19 protein-coding genes are annotated in these 22022 nt (G+C 63.5%); 2 read left to right on the top strand and 17 right to left on the bottom strand.

Going from position 1 to position 22022, the window contains the following annotated elements; translation table 11 throughout:
- Nucleotides 1–14: 14 nt before the first annotated feature.
- The 6 genes from LOKO_RS03750 to yrfG form a co-directional block, all read right to left on the bottom strand.
- Nucleotides 15–2372 (bottom strand): Tex family protein, encoded by a 2358-nt coding sequence (locus LOKO_RS03750; protein WP_066445259.1) that lies wholly within the window; start codon nucleotides 2370–2372, stop codon nucleotides 15–17.
- A gap of 135 nt (nucleotides 2373–2507) precedes the next feature.
- A complete protein-coding gene (gene msrB, locus LOKO_RS03745) occupies nucleotides 2508–3011 on the bottom strand; it encodes a peptide-methionine (R)-S-oxide reductase MsrB (RefSeq protein WP_066445256.1) in 504 nt (167 codons plus the stop codon).
- Nucleotides 3012–3149: 138 nt separating this feature from the next.
- Complete coding sequence (locus LOKO_RS03740; RefSeq protein ID WP_066445254.1) at nucleotides 3150–4706, bottom strand: phosphoenolpyruvate carboxykinase; 1557 nt, start codon at nucleotides 4704–4706, stop codon at nucleotides 3150–3152.
- 315 nt (nucleotides 4707–5021) lie between these two features.
- Nucleotides 5022–5897: an Hsp33 family molecular chaperone HslO gene (hslO, locus tag LOKO_RS03735; protein ID WP_066445252.1), complete on the bottom strand. Its 876-nt coding sequence runs from the start codon at nucleotides 5895–5897 to the stop codon at nucleotides 5022–5024.
- A gap of 27 nt (nucleotides 5898–5924) precedes the next feature.
- Nucleotides 5925–6311: a ribosome-associated heat shock protein Hsp15 gene (gene hslR / locus LOKO_RS03730; RefSeq protein ID WP_066445249.1), complete on the bottom strand. Its 387-nt coding sequence runs from the start codon at nucleotides 6309–6311 to the stop codon at nucleotides 5925–5927.
- Nucleotides 6312–6322: 11 nt separating this feature from the next.
- Nucleotides 6323–7024 carry a GMP/IMP nucleotidase gene (gene yrfG / locus LOKO_RS03725; protein ID WP_066445247.1) on the bottom strand — a complete coding sequence of 234 codons (702 nt, stop codon included), beginning with the start codon at nucleotides 7022–7024 and terminating at the stop codon, nucleotides 6323–6325.
- 123 nt (nucleotides 7025–7147) lie between these two features.
- Between yrfG and nudE the strand changes: the two genes are divergently transcribed.
- A complete protein-coding gene (nudE, locus tag LOKO_RS03720; protein WP_144439604.1) occupies nucleotides 7148–7735 on the top strand; it encodes an ADP compounds hydrolase NudE in 588 nt (195 codons plus the stop codon).
- A gap of 27 nt (nucleotides 7736–7762) precedes the next feature.
- Here nudE and LOKO_RS03715 read toward each other — a convergent pair whose 3' ends face one another.
- The 5 genes from LOKO_RS03715 to LOKO_RS03695 form a co-directional block, all read right to left on the bottom strand.
- Entirely contained in the window at nucleotides 7763–8845 is a 1083-nt protein-coding gene (locus tag LOKO_RS03715; RefSeq protein ID WP_201025388.1) for an oxidoreductase, read from the bottom strand.
- Nucleotides 8846–8911: 66 nt separating this feature from the next.
- The gene (ilvD, locus tag LOKO_RS03710; protein ID WP_066445241.1) at nucleotides 8912–10756 is read right to left on the bottom strand and encodes a dihydroxy-acid dehydratase; all 1845 of its coding nucleotides are present in this window, start codon (nucleotides 10754–10756) and stop codon (nucleotides 8912–8914) included.
- Nucleotides 10757–10877: 121 nt separating this feature from the next.
- The gene (locus tag LOKO_RS03705; RefSeq protein ID WP_066445235.1) at nucleotides 10878–11423 is read right to left on the bottom strand and encodes a hypothetical protein; all 546 of its coding nucleotides are present in this window, start codon (nucleotides 11421–11423) and stop codon (nucleotides 10878–10880) included.
- A 354-nt stretch (nucleotides 11424–11777) separates the two neighbouring features.
- A complete protein-coding gene (locus LOKO_RS03700) occupies nucleotides 11778–13586 on the bottom strand; it encodes a TRAP transporter permease (RefSeq protein ID WP_066445233.1) in 1809 nt (602 codons plus the stop codon).
- Nucleotides 13587–13784: 198 nt separating this feature from the next.
- Entirely contained in the window at nucleotides 13785–14750 is a 966-nt protein-coding gene (locus LOKO_RS03695; protein WP_417935389.1) for a TAXI family TRAP transporter solute-binding subunit, read from the bottom strand.
- 141 nt (nucleotides 14751–14891) lie between these two features.
- Here LOKO_RS03695 and LOKO_RS03690 point away from each other — a divergent pair, with 141 nt between their 5' ends.
- Nucleotides 14892–15623: an SDR family NAD(P)-dependent oxidoreductase gene (locus LOKO_RS03690; protein WP_066445227.1), complete on the top strand. Its 732-nt coding sequence runs from the start codon at nucleotides 14892–14894 to the stop codon at nucleotides 15621–15623.
- Between the two features lie 4 nt (nucleotides 15624–15627).
- Here the strand turns inward: LOKO_RS03690 and lon are convergent, their stop codons facing one another.
- The 6 genes from lon to ribH form a co-directional block, all read right to left on the bottom strand.
- Nucleotides 15628–18084 carry an endopeptidase La gene (gene lon / locus LOKO_RS03685; protein WP_066445225.1) on the bottom strand — a complete coding sequence of 819 codons (2457 nt, stop codon included), beginning with the start codon at nucleotides 18082–18084 and terminating at the stop codon, nucleotides 15628–15630.
- 192 nt (nucleotides 18085–18276) lie between these two features.
- Nucleotides 18277–19515: a DUF945 family protein gene (locus LOKO_RS03680; protein ID WP_066445224.1), complete on the bottom strand. Its 1239-nt coding sequence runs from the start codon at nucleotides 19513–19515 to the stop codon at nucleotides 18277–18279.
- 47 nt (nucleotides 19516–19562) lie between these two features.
- Nucleotides 19563–20036 carry a phosphatidylglycerophosphatase A family protein gene (locus LOKO_RS03675; RefSeq protein WP_066445223.1) on the bottom strand — a complete coding sequence of 158 codons (474 nt, stop codon included), beginning with the start codon at nucleotides 20034–20036 and terminating at the stop codon, nucleotides 19563–19565.
- Nucleotides 20033–21001 (bottom strand): thiamine-phosphate kinase, encoded by a 969-nt coding sequence (thiL, locus tag LOKO_RS03670; RefSeq protein WP_066445218.1) that lies wholly within the window; start codon nucleotides 20999–21001, stop codon nucleotides 20033–20035. Before thiL ends, LOKO_RS03675 begins: the two co-directional genes overlap by 4 nt.
- Nucleotides 21002–21011: 10 nt before the next feature.
- Nucleotides 21012–21518 (bottom strand): transcription antitermination factor NusB, encoded by a 507-nt coding sequence (nusB, locus tag LOKO_RS03665; protein WP_066445215.1) that lies wholly within the window; start codon nucleotides 21516–21518, stop codon nucleotides 21012–21014.
- Nucleotides 21511–22005: a 6,7-dimethyl-8-ribityllumazine synthase gene (gene ribH, locus LOKO_RS03660; protein ID WP_066445213.1), complete on the bottom strand. Its 495-nt coding sequence runs from the start codon at nucleotides 22003–22005 to the stop codon at nucleotides 21511–21513. The genes nusB and ribH overlap by 8 nt, the downstream gene beginning before the upstream one ends.
- Nucleotides 22006–22022 lie beyond the last annotated feature (17 nt).

Genomic DNA, 22022 nt, shown 5'->3' with positions numbered 1-22022 from the left:
CAGGGGTGCAGGGTTCAAGACTTGCCCTTCTTTGCCTTGAGCAGCGCAGCACCCAGGGCCCCCACCGGGCTGGCCGGCTGGCTCTGCTGCCCCGCGCCGCCATTCCTGCGCGCCGGCTTGCCCTGGCCCCGGCGTTCGTCACCACCGCCGCGCCGCGGCTTGCCGCCGGCCTCTTCGCCCGGCTGGTCGTCCAGGCGCATGGTAAGGGCGATGCGGGCACGCTCGATGTCCACGCTCATCACCTTGACCTTGACGATATCCCCGGCCTTGACCACGGTGCGCGGGTCATCGACGAACTTGTCCGACAGGGCCGAAATGTGCACCAGCCCGTCCTGATGCACGCCGATATCGACGAAGGCGCCGAAGTGGGTCACGTTGGTCACGGTACCCTCCAGGATCATGCTCGGCTCCAGGTCCTTGAGCGTTTCCACCCCTTCGCGGAACTCGGCGGCCTTGAACTCAGGCCGCGGATCACGGCCCGGCTTGTCGAGCTCCTTGAGGATATCGCTGATGGTAGGCACGCCGAAACGCTCGTCGGCGAATTCGGCGGGCTTGACCGCCTTGAGGGTGGCGCTGTCGCCGATCAGGCTGGACAGCTCCCGGCCGCTGCGCTTGGCGATGCGCTCCACCAGCGGGTAGGCCTCGGGGTGGACCGCACTGGCATCGAGCGGATTGTCACCGTTCATGATGCGCAGGAAGCCCGCGCACTGCTCGAAGGTCTTGGGGCCCAGGCGGCTCACGTCGAGGAGCTGCCTGCGGCTGACGAAGGCGCCCTCGGCGTTGCGTCGGGCGACGATATTCTCGGCCAGGGCCGGGTTGAGGCCGGCCACGCGGGACAGCAGTGCACTCGATGCCGTGTTGAGATCCACCCCGACGGCATTGACGCAGTCCTCGATCACGGTTTCCAGGCTGCGGGAGAGTTGAAGCTGGGAGACATCGTGCTGGTATTGCCCCACGCCGATCGCCTTGGGCTCGATCTTGACCAGCTCGGCCAGCGGGTCCTGCAGGCGCCGGGCGATGGAGACCGCGCCGCGGATGGTGACGTCGAGGTCGGGCAGCTCCCGAGACGCGTACTCCGAGGCGGAGTAGACCGAGGCACCGGCCTCGCTGACCATTACCTTCGATAGCGCCTTTTTTCCGGCAAACAGCTTGAGCAGGTCGGCGGCGAGCCGGTCGGTCTCGCGACTGGCGGTGCCGTTGCCCACCGCGATCAGCGCCACATCGTGGCGTTCCACCAGCCTGGCCAGCTCGGCCAGGGAGGCGTCCCAGGCATTGCGAGGCGCATGGGGATAGATGGTGGCGTGCTCGAGGAACTGGCCCGTGGCGTCCACCACGGCCACCTTGCAGCCGGTGCGCAGGCCGGGGTCAATGGCGAGCGTCGCCTTCTGCCCCGCCGGCGCGGCCAGCAACAGGTCCTTGAGATTGGCGGCAAAGACGCCGATGGCGGCAAGCTCGGCGCTCTCGCGCAGCCGCCCCATCAGCTCGGTCTCCAGGTGGGTATAAAGCTTGACCCGCCAGGTCCAGCGCACCACGTCGGCGAGCCACTTGTCGGCGGAACGACCCTCGTCACGAATCTTGAAGTGGCGGGCGATGGCGACCTGGGCCGGGTGAATCGGCGCCTCGTCTTCGCCTGGCAGGCGAATCGCCAGGGTCAGCACCCCTTCGTTACGGCCGCGGAACATCGCCAGCGCCCGATGCGACGGCACCTTGGCCAGCTTCTCGTCATGTTCGAAGTAGTCGGAAAACTTCGCGCCCTCGCGCTCCTTGCCGTCCAGTACCCTGGCGCTGAGCTCGCCCTCGCTCCACAGGCGCTCGCGCAGTAGCCCGACCAGCTCGGGGTCCTCGGCGAAGCGCTCCATCAGGATCTGCCTGGCCCCATCCAGTGCCGCCTTGGCATCCTCCACGGCGGGAATATCGCCCTCTGCAGGACGCAGATAGCGGCCGGCTTCGGTCTCCGGATCCAGGGTCGGGTCGGTGAACAGGGCATCGGCCAGCGGCTCGAGCCCCGCCTCACGGGCGATCTGCGCCTTGGTCCGGCGCTTCTTCTTGTACGGCAGGTAGAGGTCTTCCAGGCGCTGCTTGGTGTCGGCCGCCTGGATCTGCGCCGCCAGGGCATCGGTCAGCTTGCCCTGTTCCTCGATGGCGGTGAGCACGGTGCCGCGGCGCTCCTCGAGTTCGCGCAGATAACGCAGGCGCTCGTCGAGCTGGCGCAGCTGGGTGTCATCGAGGCCACCGGTGACCTCCTTGCGATAGCGCGAGATGAAGGGCACGGTGGCCCCGCCGTCGAGCAGCTCAACCGTGGCCGATACCTGCTGCGGTCGAACGGCGAGCTCTTCGGCGAGGCGTGAAATGATTCGGGTCGTGGCGTCCATGACATCCTTGATGTAGCAACAGCAAAAGATCGCGCCAAGTTACCATAAACGCCACGCGCTCGCCGCAGCCAACGTCAGCGCCGGAAACGACCTCCCTGATAATGGAGGGCCTGGCCCAGTACATCATCGAGGGGTTCAGGCTGTAGCGGGGATAAACGTCAACGCCAGGCCGTTGTTGCACCAGCGCAGGCCGGTGGGCTCGGGTCCGTCGCTGAAGACATGGCCCTGGTGACCGTGGCAGCGGGCGCAGTGATATTCCGTCCGCGGCCAGATCATGCTGAAGTCGAGCTGGGTCAGCAGGTGGCCCTCGACATGCTCGAAGAAGCTCGGCCAGCCGGTGCCGGAGTCGTATTTCATGGCGCTGGTGAACAGCAGCAGATCACAGCCGGCGCAGTGATACTCTCCCTCGCGCCATTCGTCGTCCAGCGGGCTGGACCAGGGTGGCTCGGTGCCGTGGTCGCGCAGGATGTCGTACTGCTCCGCAGTGAGCCGCTCGCGCCACTCCTCGTCGGAGAGCTCGAGCCGCTCGAGCCCCGGCGCGGGTTCAAGATTCAGGCGGGGAAAGCCCCAGGCGGCTCCCGGCAGTAGCCCCACCGCACCGGTGGCACCGACCAGACCCAGAAAATGACGTCGTTTCATGCCAACACTCCTCGTTGATGCCGCTCGTTCCTGCAGGCCCTGGCTGCATGGCCTGACCATCAGGCGGGACGCACAACGAAACGGGGAAGGACGATTGTCCTTCCCCGTTCAGACCGCTGGAATCTCGGCGGGTTCGCCTCAGGTCAGGCTCGGTCCGGCCTTGACGATGGCTTCGCTGACGCCGTCGAACTTCTTGAAGTTGTCGCCGAACTTGGCTGCCAGGTCACGAAGGTTGCGATCATAGGCGGACGAGTCTTCCCAGGTCTCGCGCGGGTCGAGCAGACGCGAGTCGACGCCCGGCACCGACACCGGCACGTTCAGGTTGAGGCCTTCGATGCGCTTGGTCTCGATCTCGCGCAGCACGCCGGACTGGATAGCGCTGATGATGGCCCGAGTGGTCGGAATCGAGAAACGCGAGCCGCCTTCGCCATAGGCACCGCCGGTCCAGCCGGTGTTGACCAGATAGACCTGGGCATCCTTGGCTTCGACACGCTTGATCAGCAGGTCGGCGTATTCACGCGCCGGACGCGGGAAGAAAGGCGCACCGAAGCAGGTGGAAAAGGTGGCTTCGAGCCCGGCGGAGGAGCCCATCTCGGTGGAGCCAACCTTGGCGGTATAGCCGGAGAGGAAGTGATAGGCCGCGGCTTCCTTGGAGAGCACCGACACCGGGGGCAGAACGCCTGACATGTCGCAGGTCAGGAAGATGATGGCGTTGGGCTCGCCGGCACGGTTCTCCGGCACGCGCTTGCCCACATGCTCAAGCGGGTAGGCGGCGCGGGAGTTCTGGGTCAGGCTGTCGTCGGTGTAGTCCGGCTCGCGGCGATCGTCGAGCACGACGTTCTCCAGCACGGTGCCGAACTTGATGGCATCCCAGATCACCGGCTCGTTCTTGGCCGAAAGATCGATGCACTTGGCGTAGCAGCCGCCTTCGATGTTGAACACGGTGCCTGGGCCCCAGCCGTGCTCGTCGTCGCCGATCAGGTAGCGAGCCGGGTCGGCGGAAAGTGTTGTCTTGCCGGTGCCGGAGAGGCCGAAGAACAGTGCCGTTTCGCCATCCTCGCCAACGTTGGCCGAGCAGTGCATGGGCAACACATCGGAGGCCGGCAGCAGGAAGTTCTGAACCGAGAACATCGCTTTCTTCATTTCGCCGGCGTAGCGCATGCCGGCGATCAGCACCTTCTTCTGGGCGAAGTTGATGATGACGGTACCATCGGAGTTGGTGCCGTCACGGTTTGGCTCACACACAAAGAAAGGCGCGTTGAGAATGGTCCACTCGTCCTTGGCGGACGGGTTGTAGCCTTCCGGGCGCACGAACATGGTGCGTCCGAAGAGGTTGTGCCAGGCCGTCTCGGTAGTCACGCGCACCGGCAGGTAATGGGTTGGATCACTGCCCACATGCAGCTCGGACACAAAGCGCTCGCCACTGGTCAGGTACGCCTCGACACGCTCCCACAGGGCATCGAAATGCTCAGCCGGGAAGGGACGATTGACACTGCCCCAGTCGATCTGGGCGCTGGTCGAGGGCTCATCGACGATGAAGCGGTCCTTGGGGGAGCGGCCGGTGCGCTCGCCGGTGTTAACCACCAGGGCACCATTGGCAGCCAGGCGGCCTTCACCACGCGCCACTGACCGTTCGATGAGTTCGGCGCTGCTGAGATTGACGTGTGCTTGAGGAGCGGCTTGGGATGTGGTCATGTGATTTCCTGGGCCTTGCGGCCGGTTCTCTCTCGTGGGCCAGGCGTCCATAACGCCCTTTGCTATGAGGTGTCCGATCGTCCGTGCGGATGTATCCCGTCTTGTCTCTAGCCGATCGGCCATAAGGCGGCGCCATTATGGCAAAAAGGCAGCCCACAGGAAATGCTCTCGTTAGCCGAAGTTCTTGTAGTTTTACTACTACATCAACACCATATCGCAGCAGGTTGAACACTATCGCATTTGTGCCATGCAGCATTCGACGCGCAGGATATATTGTAGTGAAGCGCTGGCAGCAAATCCGCCATGAACGCGCGCTCAGTGCAGTGTTCGCCCCTCACCGTCCGGCTCCGCCAACAGCGCTTCCACTTCGGCTTCGCCGAAACGGTAGTGGGTATGGCAGAAGTGACACTGGGTCTCGATCTCGCCCTGCTCGGCCAATACCTCGCGCAGCTCCCTCTCCCCGAGGCTCAACAAAGCCTCACCAATGCGGGCGCGGGAACAGGTACAGCCGAAGCGCAACGGCTTGGGTTCAAAGACGCGCACCGTCTCTTCATGGTAAAGGCGATACAGCACCTCACGCTGGTCGAGTTCCAGAAGCTCGTCGCTGCGCAGGGTCCTGGCCAGATGCACGCTTCGCTCCCAGGCATCGTCGTCCTGGTTCATCGAGTCGTTGGGCAGACGCTGCAGCAACAGCCCACCGGTACGCGCACCGTCCGATGTCAGCCGCAGGAAGGTGGGCAGCTGTTCGGACTGAGAGAAATAGGCTTCCAGGCACTCGGCCAGGCTGTCGTACTCCAGTGCCACAATACCCTGGTAGCGATTGCCATCCTTCGGATCCAGGGTGATCACGATATGGCCGTCGCCAACCAGGTCGCGAAAACCCTGGCTGTCATCGGGCAGGTCGGTGCCCTCGGCCAGGCGCGCAATGGCGCGCAGCTCGCCACCGGGATTGGACTCGGCCATCAACAGCGACAGCGCTCCCTGGCCACGCACCTCGATACTGAGAATACCGTCGAGCTTGACGGTATCGGTGAGCAGAGCAACGGCCGAGAGCAGCTCCCCCAGTAGTCGGTTGATCGCAGGCGGGTAGCCGTGGCGGTCGAGCACATCGCAATAGGCGCGCTCGAGGGTAACGATCTCGCCACGCACATTGGTGCGCTCGAAGAGAAAACGCTGAATCTGGTCGCTCATGGCGTACGGTCTCGTAAAGGGGCTCGTTTATTCGTCATGCTGACGCTGGAAGCGGTGGATGTCCCGGCGCTGTTTCTTGTCGGGTCGGCGCAGAGGGTGCTGCATGGCCTGGTTGGTGAGGCGCCTGCCCTCGGCTTCACGCAGGCGTCGTGCTTCACTCTCGGCTGTCTCGCGGTAGAGCTCGCGTGCCTCGGAGGCACCACGGCGCTGGTCGGAAAGCGCCACGACCTCCACTTCCCAGTGGTCCCAGCCCTGGGGCACGCGAACCAGCGCCCCGACCTCGACGCTCTTGCTGGTCTTGGCACGGGCACCGTTGTAGTGGACCTTGCCACCTTCGATGGCCTTCTTGGCCAGGGCCCGTGTCTTGAAGAAGCGCGCGGCCCAGAGCCATTTGTCGAGGCGGACACTATCCATTTATCTCCTCCCTATCCATTCTCTCCTCCCTGCGACTTGTCAGCACGGATTTCCGGCGGCAGCGTCTCCGGCAGGATGGCGGCGAAGCGATCCAGGACGATAAACTCCTTCAGCTCCTTCTCCGGCCGGGTGCTGTCGGGCTGCTTGATCCCCAGCAGGTGTCGAATGCCATACTCCCGCGCACTTTCCAACACGTCCGGATTGTCGTCGATGAACAGGGTGCGGGCAGGATCGAAGGGCTCGACCTCCTGCAGCGCGAACCAGAATTCCTGGGCTTCCTTGGGCACGCCCAGGTCGGCCGAGGAGACGATGGCGTCCAGGTAGTTCTCGAGACCGGTGATCGGCAGCTTCAGTTCCAGGCTCTCGCGGTCGGCATTGGTCGCCAGCACGACGCGAGGGTGGGCCTGCTTGAGCCACTCGAGGAAATCCAGGGCATCGCTGCGCAGGCCGATGAGGTGCTGAATCTCGCGCTTGAGCGCAACGATGTCTACCCCCAGCTCGCGACTCCAGTAGGCCAGGCTATACCAGTTGAGCGTCCCTTTTTCACGAATGATGCGCGCCCGCAGGACTTCCTGGGTCGCTTCATCCAGCCGATGCAGCTCCACATAGCGCCTGGGCAGATGCTCCAGCCAGAAATGGCTGTCGAAATGTAGGTCGAGCAATGTGCCGTCCATATCCAGCAGAACGGTATCGATGGCGCGCCAGTCGATCATGGCGACTCCCGGTGGCGTCAGTACGGTGAAAGGCGTGATATTGTACTCAATCGACCCCCTCGGCGCATGCCTGGCCAGCAAGTTCAGATCGCCGTCGGCTCGCCTGTTCGCAACGGAGCTCTCATGTCCGAGACATACTATCTGCAGAAACCCCAGGTCCTGTCACGCCAGTCGGTGGCCAGAAGTCGTCTGTTTCACATCGAGTCGCTGGAACTTCGCTTTGCCAACGGTGCCGAGCGTACCTTCGAACGGCTGACCGGCAGCGATCACGGCGCGGTCATGATCATCGCCATGCCGGACCCGGAGCATGTGCTGTTGATCCGCGAGTATGCAGCAGGCTTCGAGGACTATGTGCTCACCCTGCCCAAGGGCCTGGTCGACCCTGGAGAGGATCCAATCACTGCCGCCAACCGCGAACTAATGGAGGAGTGCGGATTCGGTGCCCAACGCATCGAGCCACTGGTGGAACTGTCGCTGGCCCCCAATTACATGCGTCATCGCATGCAGGTGATGCTGGCAACCGACCTCTACCCGAAACGGCTGCCCGGCGACGAGCCGGAACAGCTGGTGGTCGAGACCCATGCCCTGGAGGAACTCCCGGCCCTGCTATTACGCGAGGATTTCCATGAGGCTCGCGCCATCGCGGCGCTTTTCATCGCCCGCGACACCCTGCGGCAGCGGCGCAGGGAGGACACCTCCATGAGCTGGTAAAGGCCAGCAGAGCGAGAATACCGTGTCCTATGCCTGCAGATAGCGCGGCATACCGCTACCTTCCTTGATGCGTATCCAGCGCTCCTGCCGGTGGCTGTCCATCCCCGCCTCCAGCAACCACATGACATCAAGCGCTTCATCCACAGTAACGGGTGGCGGCATTCGCCCGGCGAGAGCATCGGCAATGGCGGCATAGTAGGCCGGATAGTTGCCGGGCATTCCGGGATGCTCCTGGCCCACCAAAGAAACCGCGTCACCCTCTCCCTCGTTCAGCGTCAGGCGGCCGGGGCGCTCGTCGATACCCCAGAAGGGCGTCGGCACCTGGCCCACACGCAGCCAGTTCTCCTGGGGATCGCGACCATACTTGACGAAACTGCCCTGAGTGCCATGCAGCGCCAGCTGCGGGGTCGGGTGGGCAACCAACGAGCTGGCCTTCAGCGTCACCCGCAGGTCGCCGTAGTCGAGCAGGGCCAGGAAATCATCGTCCACCTCGGCTCCATCCCGGGCAGCCTTCAGGTCCAGCAGAATGGCCCTAGGCATGCCGAACAGGACATTGACCTGATCGAGCAGATGGGCGCCCAGATCGTACCAGATACCGCTGCCGGGCTTCTGCTTCTCGCGCCAGCGATCGGCGACCAGAGGCCGGTAGCGGTCGAAACGGAGCTCCAGGGACCCCGGACGGCCCAGGCGGCCCGACGCCAGCAGTGCCCGGAGGGTGAGGAAGTCACTGTCCCAGCGACGATTGTGAAAGACGCTGATCATCCGCTCTTGCTTCTCGGCCTCGACCTTCAGCAGCCGAGCCTCCGGCACCGATACGGTGAAGGGCTTGTCGATGACCAGGTGCTTGCCGGCCACCAGCGCCGCCTTGCCCAGCGGATAGTGGGTATCGTTGGGGGTGGCAATCACCACCAGGTCGATATCGCTTCTTGCAAAGAGCGCTGCCGCCTTGGGCAGTACATCCACCTCGGGCAGAGTTTCACGCACCCGCTCCGGCGCACTGCTGACCACGGCCAACAGCTCCAGCCCGGGGGCGGACTGTATCAGCGGTGCATGAAAGACACGGCCTGCGGTACCGAAACCGACCAGGCCAACACCGTAGGTCTGCTTCATCATGAACATCTCGCTTGAGGGCATCGGTACGCCGGGAAAGGACCCGGCGTACGGAACGGTCGAGGATCAATCGAGCTTGGCGAGGTCGCGCACTGCCCCCTTGTCGGCAGACGTGGCCAGTAGCGCGTACGCCTTGAGCGCCGCCGAGACCTTGCGGGTGCGCTGAATGCTCGGCTTCCAGGCCTGACTGCCGCGCGCCTCTTCCGCTTCACGCCGCGCTGCAAGTTCGGCTTCGCTCAGCTTGACGTCGATCGAGCGATTGGGAATATCGATGCGAATGATGTCGCCGGAACGCACCAGGCCGATGGCACCGCCCGCCGCGGCTTCGGGAGAGGCGTGGCCGATGGAGAGCCCCGAGGTACCGCCGGAGAAGCGGCCGTCGGTGAGCAGTGCACACGCCTTCCCCAGCCCCTTGGACTTCAGGTAGGAGGTCGGATAGAGCATCTCCTGCATCCCGGGGCCGCCCTTGGGCCCCTCGTAGCGGATCACCACCACCTCGCCCGCCTTCACCTTGCCCTCGAGGACATGCTCCACCGCCTGGTCCTGGGACTCGACCACATGGGCCGGCCCCTCGAACACCAGAATGGAGTCGTCGACGCCGGCGGTCTTTACCACGCAGCCGTCCTCGGCGATATTGCCGAACAGCACGGCCAGGCCGCCTTCCCGGGAAAAGGCGTGCTCAAGGTCGCGGATACAGCCGGTGGCGCGATCGCCATCCAGGCTCGGCCAGCGGGCACTCTGGGAGAAGGCGGTCTGGGTGGGGATGCCACCGGGGCCTGCCTTGTAGAAGTCGACCACCTCGGGGCTTGGCGAGCGCATGATATCCCACTCGTCCAGGGCGTCCTTGAGGGTGTCACCGTAGACGGTGGGCACCCGGGTATCCAGCACCCCGGCACGCTCCAGCTCACCGAGGATCGCCATGATGCCGCCAGCGCGGTGGCAGTCCTCGATATGGTACTGCTGGGTGTTGGGTGCCAGCTTGCAAAGCTGCGGCACCTCCCGCGACAGCCGGTCGATGTCGGCCATGGTGAAGTCGATCTCGCCCTCCTGGGCGGCAGCCAGCAGGTGCAGGATGGTGTTGGTGGAACCGCCCATGGCGATATCCAGGGTCATGGCATTCCTGAAGGCCGCCTTGGAGCCGATGGCCCGGGGCAACAGGTGCGCCTCGTTGCCCTCGTAGTAGCGCTTGGCCAGGTCGACGATTCGGTGTCCCGCTTCCTCGAACAGCTGGCGCCGGTCGCTATGGGTCGCCAGCACCGTACCGTTGCCCGGCAGCGCCAGGCCCAGCGCCTCCATCAGGCAGTTCATGGAATTGGCGGTGAACATCCCTGAACAGCTACCACAGGTGGGGCAGGCGCTACGCTCGATCTCGGCGATGTCCTCGTCGCTGTAGCTGTCGTCAGCGGCATAGATCATTGCATCGATCAGGTCGATGTTGTGGTCGAGAAGCTTGGTCTTGCCCGCCTCCATGGGTCCACCGGAAACGAAGACCACAGGTATATTGAGGCGCATGGCGGCCATCAGCATGCCGGGAGTGATCTTGTCGCAGTTGGAGATGCACACCAGGGCGTCGGCGCAGTGGGCGTTGACCATATACTCGACGCTGTCGGCGATGATGTCGCGGCTCGGCAAGGAATAGAGCATGCCGTCGTGACCCATGGCGATGCCGTCGTCCACCGCGATGGTATTGAACTCCTTGGCGACGCCACCTGCCTTCTCGATCTCCCGGGCCACCAGCTGGCCCATGTCCTTCAGATGCACGTGCCCCGGCACGAACTGGGTGAAGGAGTTTGCCACGGCGATGATCGGCTTGTGGAAATCCTCGTCCTTCATGCCGGTGGCACGCCACAGGGCGCGGGCGCCGGCCATATTGCGACCGGCGGTGGTGGTACGGGAGCGGTATTCGGGCATGGTGTCCTCTTTAAGCGCTAGGTGCGCCATATCGTTCGTGCCGTCTCGGGTCGCCATGGCGGCGGTTGACGGTCTCGGTGTTCAGGTCAGCCCAGATTCTGTCATGCACGGGGCGTGGCGGCTAGACTGACAGCGAGCTGTCCTCGGCAAGCGGCTGGGTGCCATAGAGTACCCAGACGTCCAGCGCCGGGCCCAACTCCTCAATCAAGCGCAGCTCATCCGGGTGCTGCTCCAGGACCTGCCGGGCACAGATGCCCGCCTCGAAACGCCCCTCCACCAGCCCCTCGGCCACCGCCACGGTGGTGGGCGCATCGATCTCTTCGTCAAAGGAGGAGAGGTCTGTGTAGTAGCGGGTGGCCGGCTGGCGTGCCACCCGGCGAGGCTCGGCAATATCGCGCCGTGCCAGCAGCGCCAGGGGATGACTGCCGGCGACGAAGACGTCCACCGGAAAGACGCGATGCATGTAACGGCCGACGCAATCGGCGTGGCTGAAGTGGGCCGTACACTGCAGCACCCGGTCCACCTCCCCCCCCGCCAGTGCCGCGAACGCCGCCGGAAAATCATCGAATAGCCTCACCTCGGCATCGGCGGGACCACGAGCATCGAGATACCGACGCAGTACCAGTACGTGGTTATTGCCCTCAGGCCCCAGCGTGGCAAAGATCATCTCTCTTCTCCTCGGTACACTCAGATCACCACTGACGTTCCCGTCTCCGCCGAGGCGCCTATCGGCGCCAGTCGCGATGCGAAGCAGCGCTCCAACAGCGGCTTTTCTCTCCATGGCAGCTGAGCCACCCTGTCGGAGGAAGCTTTAGCTCGCGACCGCGGTGTTGCCAATGCTGGCGATACCTACTGCCGTTACCGCCTCCGCCAGGGCGCCTGCGGCGCCAGTCGCGATGGGGACCAGCGCTCCAACAGCTGTTTTTTCCACCGGCGCGAACCGCCAGGGCGCCTGCGGCGCCAGTCGCGATGGAAACCAGCGCTCCAACAGCTGGATTTTCCTGCCATGCCGGGGTGTTACCTAGACCGCAAAGATCACCAGCGCCCCCGCAACGACCAGCAGCACCCGCAGCCAGAGGGGACGGCGGGCGATGACGCCATAGGAGATCCCGCCCAGGCCGATGGCTATCTTCACCGCGTCGAATACCGCCGCGAAGGGGTCGAAGGCGAGGCGGATGATGTCCGGGTTGGCGACCATGGCCAGGGGGATGATATAGAGCCCGATGCCCAGGGCCATGGCCTTCATCGCCACCTTGAGCCAGTTCTCCCCCACCATGCCGGCGGCGATGAAGACTCCGCCGCAGACCGGCGGCGTGATGGTCGAGAGCAGCGCGAACCAGAACACGAACAGGTGCGCCAGCAGCGGTTCGAGACCGAGGGCGATGAGTGCCGGCCCGGCCACCGAGACGCAGATGACATAGGCGGCCGTGGTCGGCACCTCCATGCCCAGCACCAGGCAGGCAAGCGCGGTGAGCAGCAGCGCCGGCCACAGCATCTCGTTGGAGAGAGAGAGAATGCCCGAGGTTATCTTGACCCCCAACCCGGTCATGGACAGCACCCCGATCACCAGCGAGGCACAGATGATGATCGCGCCGATAATCGCAACCTGACGCCCGGCCGTGACCATGGCATCAGCCATTCGCGAAGCGAAACCGCGCAGCGAGAAGCTGAGCGTCACATCGAAGAACAGCAGCAGCATTCCGGCAAAGATCGCCAGGCTCGCCGCATACTGGGGCGTGTAGCCACCGAGAAAGATGCGCTCGAGCAATATCACGAAGGGCACGGCGAAGAAGAGGGAGGTGATCATCACCTCCTTGCCGCTGGGCCTGTCGCTTTCAGCCATGGGGCTCAGGTCATGGCGCGTGGCGTAGGCGTTGATACCCACCCAGACGGTGGCGAAATAGAGAATGGCCGGCAACATTGCCGCAGCCATGATCTGGGTATAGGGCGTACCGGTAAGCTCGACCATGACGAAGGCGCCGGCCCCCATCAGGGGTGGCATGATCTGCCCGCCCGAGGAGGCCACCGCCTCCACGCCGCCGGCCAGAGCACGCGGATACCCCAGGCGCACCATGGTGGGAATGGTGATAGCCCCGGTGGAGGCAACGTTGGCAGAGGCGGAGCCGGAAATCGACCCCATCAGAGCCGATGAGATGACCGACACCTTGGCCGCTCCGCCCGTCAACCGCCCGGCGAAAGCGCTTGCCATGTTCATGAAGCCCTGTCCCGCCTCTCCGGCATTGAGCACTGCGCCGAAGATGACGAAGATTGCCACCACGCCAACGCTTACCCCCGTGAGTGACCCCCAGAGGCCTCCCTCGGCGATGGTCAGGGTGCCGACGAAACTCTGCATCGGCAGCCCCGGGTGGCCGAACTGGCCGGGTATGTGGGCGCCGAATACCGCATAGAGCAGTGCTGTCACGGCAACCAGGGGCAGCGGCCAGCCAATGGCGCGACGGGCCGCCTCCAGTGCCAGTCCGATGAGGAAGACCCCGATGATCATCTGCAGGTGGGTGTCGATGAAGCCGTACTGCTGCGACAGCGCCTCCTCGTTGAAGGCGATATAGCCGCAGGCGGCGATACCCAGCCCGGTCAGCAGCCAGCCGCTCCAGCGCTCGAACGGCGTGCGTGCGGCGAAGATCAGGACCCACGGCAGCGCGAGAGCCATGTGAATTGGCCGGCTCACCAGCGCCGGGGTAAGCCCGTAAAAAATCAGGCCCAGGTGAAAGACCACCGTGATGCCGCCCAGCAATACCCAGGCCGGGTGAACCCGCGACCCTATACTCCCGACGGCCTTGCCGGCCGCCGGAGAAGAGGAGAATGTCGACATAGAGAGGGTGCCTTTCGATCAGGGCCAGGCCAGGAGCACTGGCCCCAACAGGGAGTTAGGCATTGTCTGAAAAGTCGGCGAACGAAGGCCAGACAAGGCAAAAATCGGCGAAAAGACGGAGTTTACGAGGTGTAAATGAGTACTTTGAGCCGATTTTTAACGCCGTATGGCCAAGTGCAGCCAGTTTTCGGACAGTGCCTAGCGCAGTTCGTCGGGAATCTCGATACCAACTTCATCGTAGTAGCGCACCGCGCCCGGATGCAGCGAGCCGGCAATGTTCCCAATCATGTCGTGGGTGATGCTGCCCCACCAGGCCGTCTCTTCCGCCATGGCATCCCGGCGCTCCCAGAAGGTCCTGGTCAGGGTGTAGGCGGTGTCATCGTCCATGCCGGTGGTGGTATAGGCGATAACGGGCAGTGACGTGGTCTCGACGTCCTGCTCCACGCCAGAGTAGGTGCCGGCCGGAATGGTCTGCCGCGCAGCGCCTGTCTGCTCGATTTGCTCGTCGGTCAGGCTCACCAGGCTGATCGACATGCTCGCTGCGGTCTCGATCACATTGGGTGTGGGGAAGGAGCTCGCCGTGACGAAGGCATCGATCTGTCCGTTCTTGAGCGCATCGGGGCCACTGCCGATCTCGGCGCTGGCCACGCGCACCTTGTCCATCATGTTGAACAATTCAAGATAGCGCTCGGCCTCTCGGGCGCCAAAGGTGCCACGTCCGATCAGGATGTGCTTGTCTTCCAGGTCTTCGAGACCGATGACCCCGTCACCACCTGCCGCAACGAAGTGCATGGTGATTGCCGGAATCGGGAACAGGCCACGAATCTCCTGGAACTGGGGACTCTGACGTTCTGCAAAGGGTCCCTCTCCAGCCATGGCGCTCTCTACCAGCCCTGGAGGCGTGGTAAAGACGTAGTTGCCTTGCCGGGCCATCACTTCCATCACGTTCTGCACAGAGCCCTGGCTCTCTTCCAGCGTAAGCTGGATATCACCATCGGTACCCTTGCGGATCGCCTCCGAGAGTTCCACACCCATCTGGTAATAGGCGGTGCCGGCGGAAGCGGATTTATAGGTAACTCGGGTTTCCGCCTGGGCGGAAAAGGCTGCAGCGCCCATCATGACGGCGGTCGCCGAGGCCAGCAGGCTGCGAGTGAAAGTAGGCATAAACTGACGCATGCGTATCTCCCTAGGAAGTGTCCAGCACCGCTGAGCGATGTCGGTTGTTATAAAAAACGTCTACCAAAAGACTATAATGCCGATTTTTCCAGCCTTGAACACCCGAATCTTGGCATCGAAGGAAAGACTATGCGAACAGCAGCGGTAATCGGCGCCGCAGGGGGAATCGGCTCAGCCATTTGTGAGGCAATGGTCGCAGCTGGGTACAGTATCTTCCTGCTCGACCTAGAGGAGCGCCAGGAGAGCGTGGTGCCAGCGCTCACAGCCTGGGGCGAACGCGCGGCGTTCGTGCCTTGCGACCTGGCCGAACCTGCCAGCATTGCCCGGGCGTTTGCGCAGATCGAGCGGCAGGGTAAGGGGCTTGACGCATGCATCAATGCAGCCGGTGTGATCCGACGCGGTCGCTTCGTGGATGTCTCACAAGAGGACCTGGATACCATGATGGCGATCAACGTCACCGGGGCCTTCCAGGCAATCCAGGCCGCCGTCCGGCTGATGATCGCAAGCGGTGGTGGGCGTATCGTCAACGTCGCCTCGGCGCATGGCCTGCGCACCACGGCCGAGCGTTCGAGCTATGCAATGACCAAGGGCGCGATCCTGGCGCTGACCCGGGCACTGGCGGTGGAACTGGGGCCTCAGGGAATACTGGTCAATGCAGTGGCACCAGGACCCGTCACCACCGGCATGCAACATGCCGACTCCGAGTCACGTCGCCTGTGGCAGGCCTCCACTCCGCTTGGGCGCGTCGCGGCTGCCAACGAGGTAGCGCGAGCCGTGGCGTTCCTTGCCTCTCCGAGCAACACCTTCATCACCGGCGACACCCTGATCGTCGATGGTGGCGCCAGCGTCTCCATGGGTTAGTCGATTAGCCAAAAGCTACCTTGGCCACATCCTGATAACGCCTGGCAAAATGCACCGTCACCCCCTCCTTGAGGTAATCGGGAAGTTCCGCATAGTCGCGGCGGTTGGCCTCAGGCAAGATCACCTCGAATATCTTGCTGCGACGGGCAGCGATGATCTTCTCGCGGATGCCACCTACCGGCAGTACCTGGCCGGTCAAGGTCAGTTCACCGGTCATCGCCAGCGGCCGGTCGATGGACAGGTGCAGGGCGAGGGAGAGCAGTGCCGTGGTCATGGTCACCCCCGCCGAGGGGCCATCCTTGGGCGTGGCCCCTTCAGGGACGTGAAGGTGTACGAAGGCAGAATCGAAGAAATCCGCGTCGGCGCCGTACTCCGCCAGGTGCCCCAAGGTGTAGCTGTAGGCGATATTGGCGGACTCCTGCATGACTTCGCCAAGCTTTCCGGTGAGCTTGAAGCCCCGGGTCAGGGAATGCACCTTGCCCGCCTCGATGGGCAGGGTCGCCCCGCCCATGGAGGTCCAGGCCAGGCCGGTGACCACACCCTCCCCCTTGAGCACCTGCTCCTGGCGGAACAGCGGGGCACCCAGAAACTCCTCCAGGTTCTTCACTGATACCTTGACCGACTGCTGGTCGTTCTCCAGCAGCTTTACCGCCGCCTTGCGCACGATGCTGTGGAGCTGTTTTTCCAGCTGTCGCACACCGGCCTCCCTGGCGTAACCCTCAATGACCTGCTTGAGCGCCGCATCGGTGAGGTTGATACGCTTCTTCGGAATCCGGTCGCGTTCAAGCAGCTTGGGCCAGAGATGGTTCCTGGCAATGGCCACTTTCTCTTCGGCGATGTAGCCCGATAGCCGTATCTGTTCCATGCGGTCGAGAAGCGGCCCCGGAATCGAGTCCAGGGTATTGGCGGTACAGACGAAGAGCACCTTGGAGAGATCGAGCCGCACGTCCAGGTAATGGTCGAGGAAATCGATGTTCTGTTCCGGGTCGAGCACCTCCAGCAGTGCCGAGGCCGGGTCACCTTGGAACGACTGTCCCATCTTGTCGATCTCGTCGAGCATGATCACCGGGTTCTCGACCTCGACCTCCTTGAGCGCCTGCACCAGCTTGCCCGGCATGGCGCCGATATAAGTACGGCGGTGGCCCTTGATCTCGGCTTCGTCGCGCATGCCACCCACAGAGAAACGATAGAACTGGCGCCCCAGGGCTTCGGCGATGGATCGCCCGACCGAGGTCTTGCCGACCCCCGGGGGGCCGACGAGCAGCAGGATCGAGCCTCCCACATCGCCCTTGAAGGTACCCTCGGCAAGGAACTCGACGATTCGCTCCTTGACGTCCTTGAGCCCGTCATGGTCGCGGTCCAGTATCTCGCGAGCATGGGCGAGCTCCATCTGGTCGACGCTTCGCACCCCCCAGGGCATCGATGTCAGCCAGTCGAGATAGTTGCGTGTGGTGCCATACTCCGGCGAGCCGGTCTCCAGCACCGAGAGCTTATCAAGCTCCTCTTCGATGCGGGTCAGTACCTTGGGCGGCACCACCAGGCTCTCGAGGCGGTCACGGAAGGTGTCGACATCGTTCTCGCGATCGTCCTTGGAGATCCCCAGCTCGCGCTGGATTACCTTGAGCTGTTCACGCAGGAAGAATTCGCGCTGGCGTTCCTGCATCTGGGCATTGACCTGCTCGCTGATCTCCGTCTGCAGCTGGGCAACGTCGATCTCCTTGCGCAGCAAGGGCAGCACCTTCTCCATGCGCGCCTGTACCGGCAAAGTTTCCAGCACTTTCTGCAGCTCGCCTCCCCGTGCCGAGGTGATGGCCGCAGCAAAATCGGTCAGCGGACCCGGCTCGTGGGGGCTGAACCGATTGAGGTAGTGCTTGAGCTCTTCGCCGTAGAGCGGATTGATCGGCAGCAGCTCCTTGATGCCGTTGATGATCGCCATGGCATAGGCGCGGGTCTCGTCCTCGTCGGCATCGACCGGCTCCCGCGGGTAGCTCACCTCGACCAGATAAGGCGGTTTCTTGGATAGCCAGCGCTGGATATGAAAGCGCCTGAGACCCTGGGCAATGAACTGGAGCTGCTGATCCTCACCCTGCAGCTTGTGAACCTTGACCGCCGTGCCGTATTCGGGAAACGACTCGTGGGTCAGGTTATCGACGCCGGTATCGCCGACGAAGGCAACCCCCAGGGTATGGTGAGGCGTGTTGCCGACCCGGCGCATCGTGTCCTCCCAGCGCTCACGGTTGATCACCAGAGGCTGCACTTGAGCAGGGAAGAAGGGGCGGTTGTGAATCGGCAACAGGGAAATTCGTTCGGGCAGGGATTCGCTTGCCGGCACCATCGCGTTGCTCAGGGACTCTTCCGTCTCACCGTCGGATCCTGTCCACTTCTCGTCCGCGTTATCGTCTTCCGCGTTATCGCGCATCGATTGCTGCCAATTCTGCTCATCCTGATCGTAATCGCTCATCGAAACCTCATCCTGAAGCTGGGCGCCTGGGTCTGACCTGAGGAATGCGGGCGCGACCGGCCAACTTCAAGTCATCGGCCCACTATTTCCAGGTGCGGCGGTCAAGATGTCGTGTTCAAGGTGGCGTGAAATCGCCTCGGCAGCAAAGAGTGCCAGGCTAGCAGGACAAAAGTGCATGCTGACGTCTGTGGCTCAGCGCCACAGCTGGGGCAAGGGGCGGCTGTTGACGCGCACCTGCCCTCGGCCCACGTCGACTTCCAGGGTGCGGGTGTCCAATGGCAGGCCGAGCCATAGGGCCACCACGGTAGGCAAGTCGTACCAGGTTAAGTCGCCGTCGAGTCGCTGTCGCCAGCGCGCCTGCATTGAGGGGTCGTCGGCGTCGATCAGACTCAATTCATCGAGGCGACGTCCATCGAAGAACAGTGAGCCATCGGCCCGGGCCGACAGTCCCATCATGGGACTATCCAGTTGAAGGCTCAGCAAGTCGAGGCGTGGCGAATCTTTCAGGGTCTCAATCAGATGCGGCTCGAGCTGAGCCAACAGCTCGCGGCGGCCAAGTTCATGGTGACCACTGGCGGCCAGCTCACGGAGTCGAGAAGTGCTCACCCGAAGCGCATCGGCATTCAGGCGTGACAGCTCGAGTAACAGATCACCGGTGAGCAGTACTTCGCCCGCGGTATGCACTTCGCCCAAGTCGACAGCGAGCTGCATTCTGAGCTCCCGCTCATCGAGGACCGTGCGATTGGTGACACGAAGATTGCTGGCATCCAGGCTCAATAGAGGCTGACGCCAGGCTACCGACTCGACCTGCAGCCGGTCCTCCTGTGTGAAGGAATGGGCATCTTCGGTATAGGCGTAGTGGCTGTTGAGCGTGGAGGGGCCGATTGCGAGGCTGGCAGTCCCATCCGTCAACCGCCAGGAATCGAGGTGAGCCCGGAGACGCCAGTCGCCCTGCTCCCCGCTGAAATGGAGACGCCCCCCATCGAACACCAGTTCGCGATCCTGCTGGGTGACCCGCAAGGGAGAGAGGCGAAGCCCGCCTTCCAGGGTCCCGGTCAGAGTATGGTAGCTGGCCTGCCAAAGGGGAGGCGACGAGGCCAGCAAGTCACCGAACAGCTGGGCAGCCTCAGGACCATGGCGCAACATCGCCTCGCCGTTCAGGTGGGTATTGAGCACCCCGTGTCGCGCCCTGTAGGTCAGCTCCAGCTGCCAGACATTCCCCAGCAGCGGTGCCAGGTGGATGCGGCCGGTCGACGACCACCATCCCCGCTCAAGCTCCGAACGCGACACGACCAGCTCACCACGTGCCTCGAGATCACTCAGCGTTCGCGCCATTTCCCGTTCGAAGAAGTGGCTGGAAAGGGCCTGCCCCGCCAGCCAGAGCAGCAGCAGGAAAATTAGCAGCGGGACGATGAGACGTTCCTTGCGCACAGCTCCGCCTCCTTGTCATTTCCTTGACTAATACGGCTTTCAGTAAACTAGTGTAACCAAAGCCAGAGGTGCATCGTACTCCAAGCGTAGATTCCGGCCAGCACATCATCGATCATGATGCCGAACCCCCCTGCTACACGACGATCCGCCCAGCGAATCGGCCACGGCTTGAAGACATCGAAGATGCGAAACAGGATGAACCCCCAGAGCGCCGCTTCCCACGAGAAAGGCACCGCCGCCATGGTGATCCAGTAACCGACGAATTCATCCCAGACAATACCGGAGTGGTCATGCACACCAAGATCACGCGAGGTCCTGTCACAGAGCCAGATACCCACGACGAAGGAAACTGCCACCAGAATCAGGTACCAGTTCAGCGGTAACTCTGACATCAGCCAGTAAAACGGGATGGCCGCCAGGGTACCGAAGGTACCCGGCGCCCAGGGCACGGCACCGCTGCCAAGGCCGAAGGCAAAAAAATGGACGGGCCGCCGCCAGACGCTCGGGGGCGCGCGATTCATGTCGCCCCTCCCTTGGCATTCGCCACCCCGAAATGCTGCCAGCCGTGGAGGACAGTGTCGCCAACACCGGACAGGCCCAGCTCGGCCGTGACCGTGCCGAGCGACGTCAGCGCCAGCCCCAGCCCGGCCAGGCGACGAGTCGCCTCCGCCATGGCTTCGGCGGGCAGGCTGACCAACAGCTCATAGTCATCGCCACCGCCCAGTGCGGCCTGCCGAGCTCGGTCAGGGCCCAGAGCCTCGAGCAGCCCTTCGGCCAGGGGCAGCGCATCGACATCGATGCTTGCGCCCACGCCGGAAGCGGCCAGTACATGCCCCAGGTCTGCCAGCAATCCATCGGAAATATCGATGGCTGCGGTGGCCAGGCCGCGCAAGGCCTGTCCCGCTTCAAGTCGAGGCTGGGGAAGAAGGTAACGCGCCAGCAGGGGATGCTGCATGTCCCTTTCGCCGTGCTGCCAGAGTGCCAGACCTCCAGCCCCGCCCCCCAATGCACCGGTCACGGCCAAACGATCTCCGGGCCTTGCTCCGCTCCGCGTGAGGGCCTGCCCTTCGGGCACTTCCCCCATTACCGTTACCCCGATTGCCAGCTCACCGCGGGTCACGTCACCGCCGACCAGGGTGGTACCGGTCGCCGCACAAAGGTCATGAAACCCCCGGGCGAACTCGGATAACCAGGTGTCGTCAGTATCTGCCATGGCCAATGCCATCAGGCACCAGCGAGACTCGGCGCCCATGGCCGCCAGATCACGGAGGCTGCCCGCCAGGGCACGATGGCCGATCGCCACCGCCGGTGCGGTGCCGGGAAAATGGACCTCAGCGACCGACGTATCCACACTGACGGCCAGCCGCGAACCAGGGTGCGGTATCAGCAACGCACAGTCATAGCCCACGCCCAGGACCACACCGGCCCGTGAGCCCGGGGCGGCAGGCGTGAAATGACGGGCGATCAGCTCGAATTCACTGGTCACCTTGGCACCTTCAGCGACGACGCGCGCTGACCTCGGCGCTGCGCAACCGCGAGGCCAGTTTGTCGAGAATGCCGTTGACGTACTTGTGACCGTCGGTGGCGCCGAAGGACTTGGCCAATTCGACCCCCTCGTTGATCACCGCCCGGTAGGGGACATCCGGCCGATGCGACAGCTCGTATGCACCGAGCCTCAGAATGGTCAATTCGATGGGATCCCGCTCCTCGATACGCCGGTCGAGCAAGGGTCCGATGGCGGCATCCAGGTCGCCGCGATAGCGAGCCACGTTGTGCAGCAGGTCGTGAAAAAGTGCCAGGTCGGCGATCTCCATGACCTTGGCCCAGTTTTCATGATCCTCCATGTCCTCGTCGGGCAGCTGGCTGCGGAACTCCGCTTCAACTGCCGAGATCGACTTGCCGGTCATGTGCCACTGGTAGAGGCCCTGGACGGCCAGCTCCCGGGCGGCGCGCCTCTTCTGCTGCCCCGTCGAAGGGGGGCGCTTGGAACGCGGTTCACTCATGACTCTCTCCGGCATCACCGAAGCCCCGCAGCAACGACACCATCTCCATGGCGGCCATGGCGGCCTCGGCACCCTTGTTGCCAGCCTTGGTACCGGAGCGCTCGATGGCCTGCTCGATGGAGTTCACGGTCAGCACACCGTTGGAGATGGGCGTGTCGAACTCCAACTGCAGGCTGCCGAGTGCCGAATTGCAGCCCCCCGCCACATATTCGAAGTGCGGTGTACCGCCACGTATCACAGCGCCCAGCGCGATCACCGCATCCGGCTTGGCTACCTGCAGGGCCCGCTTGACCGCCAGCGGTAGCTCCCAGGCACCGGGCACATTAACGATATCGATATGGTCGGCATCCACGCCATGGCGCATCAGGATATCCACGGCACCCTCCACCAGGCTGTCGACCACATGATGATTGAAGCGCCCCACCACGATCACGTAGCGGCCGTCGACATCGACGAAGTTGCCTTCCAATTGAGACAAGGTATGCATCGCTAATTCCTGAAAAT

The sequence above is a fragment of the Halomonas chromatireducens genome, from assembly GCF_001545155.1.
GTDB classification, from domain to species: Bacteria; Pseudomonadota; Gammaproteobacteria; order Pseudomonadales; family Halomonadaceae; genus Halomonas; species Halomonas chromatireducens.
This window is presented reverse-complemented; position numbering and strand designations above follow the sequence as displayed.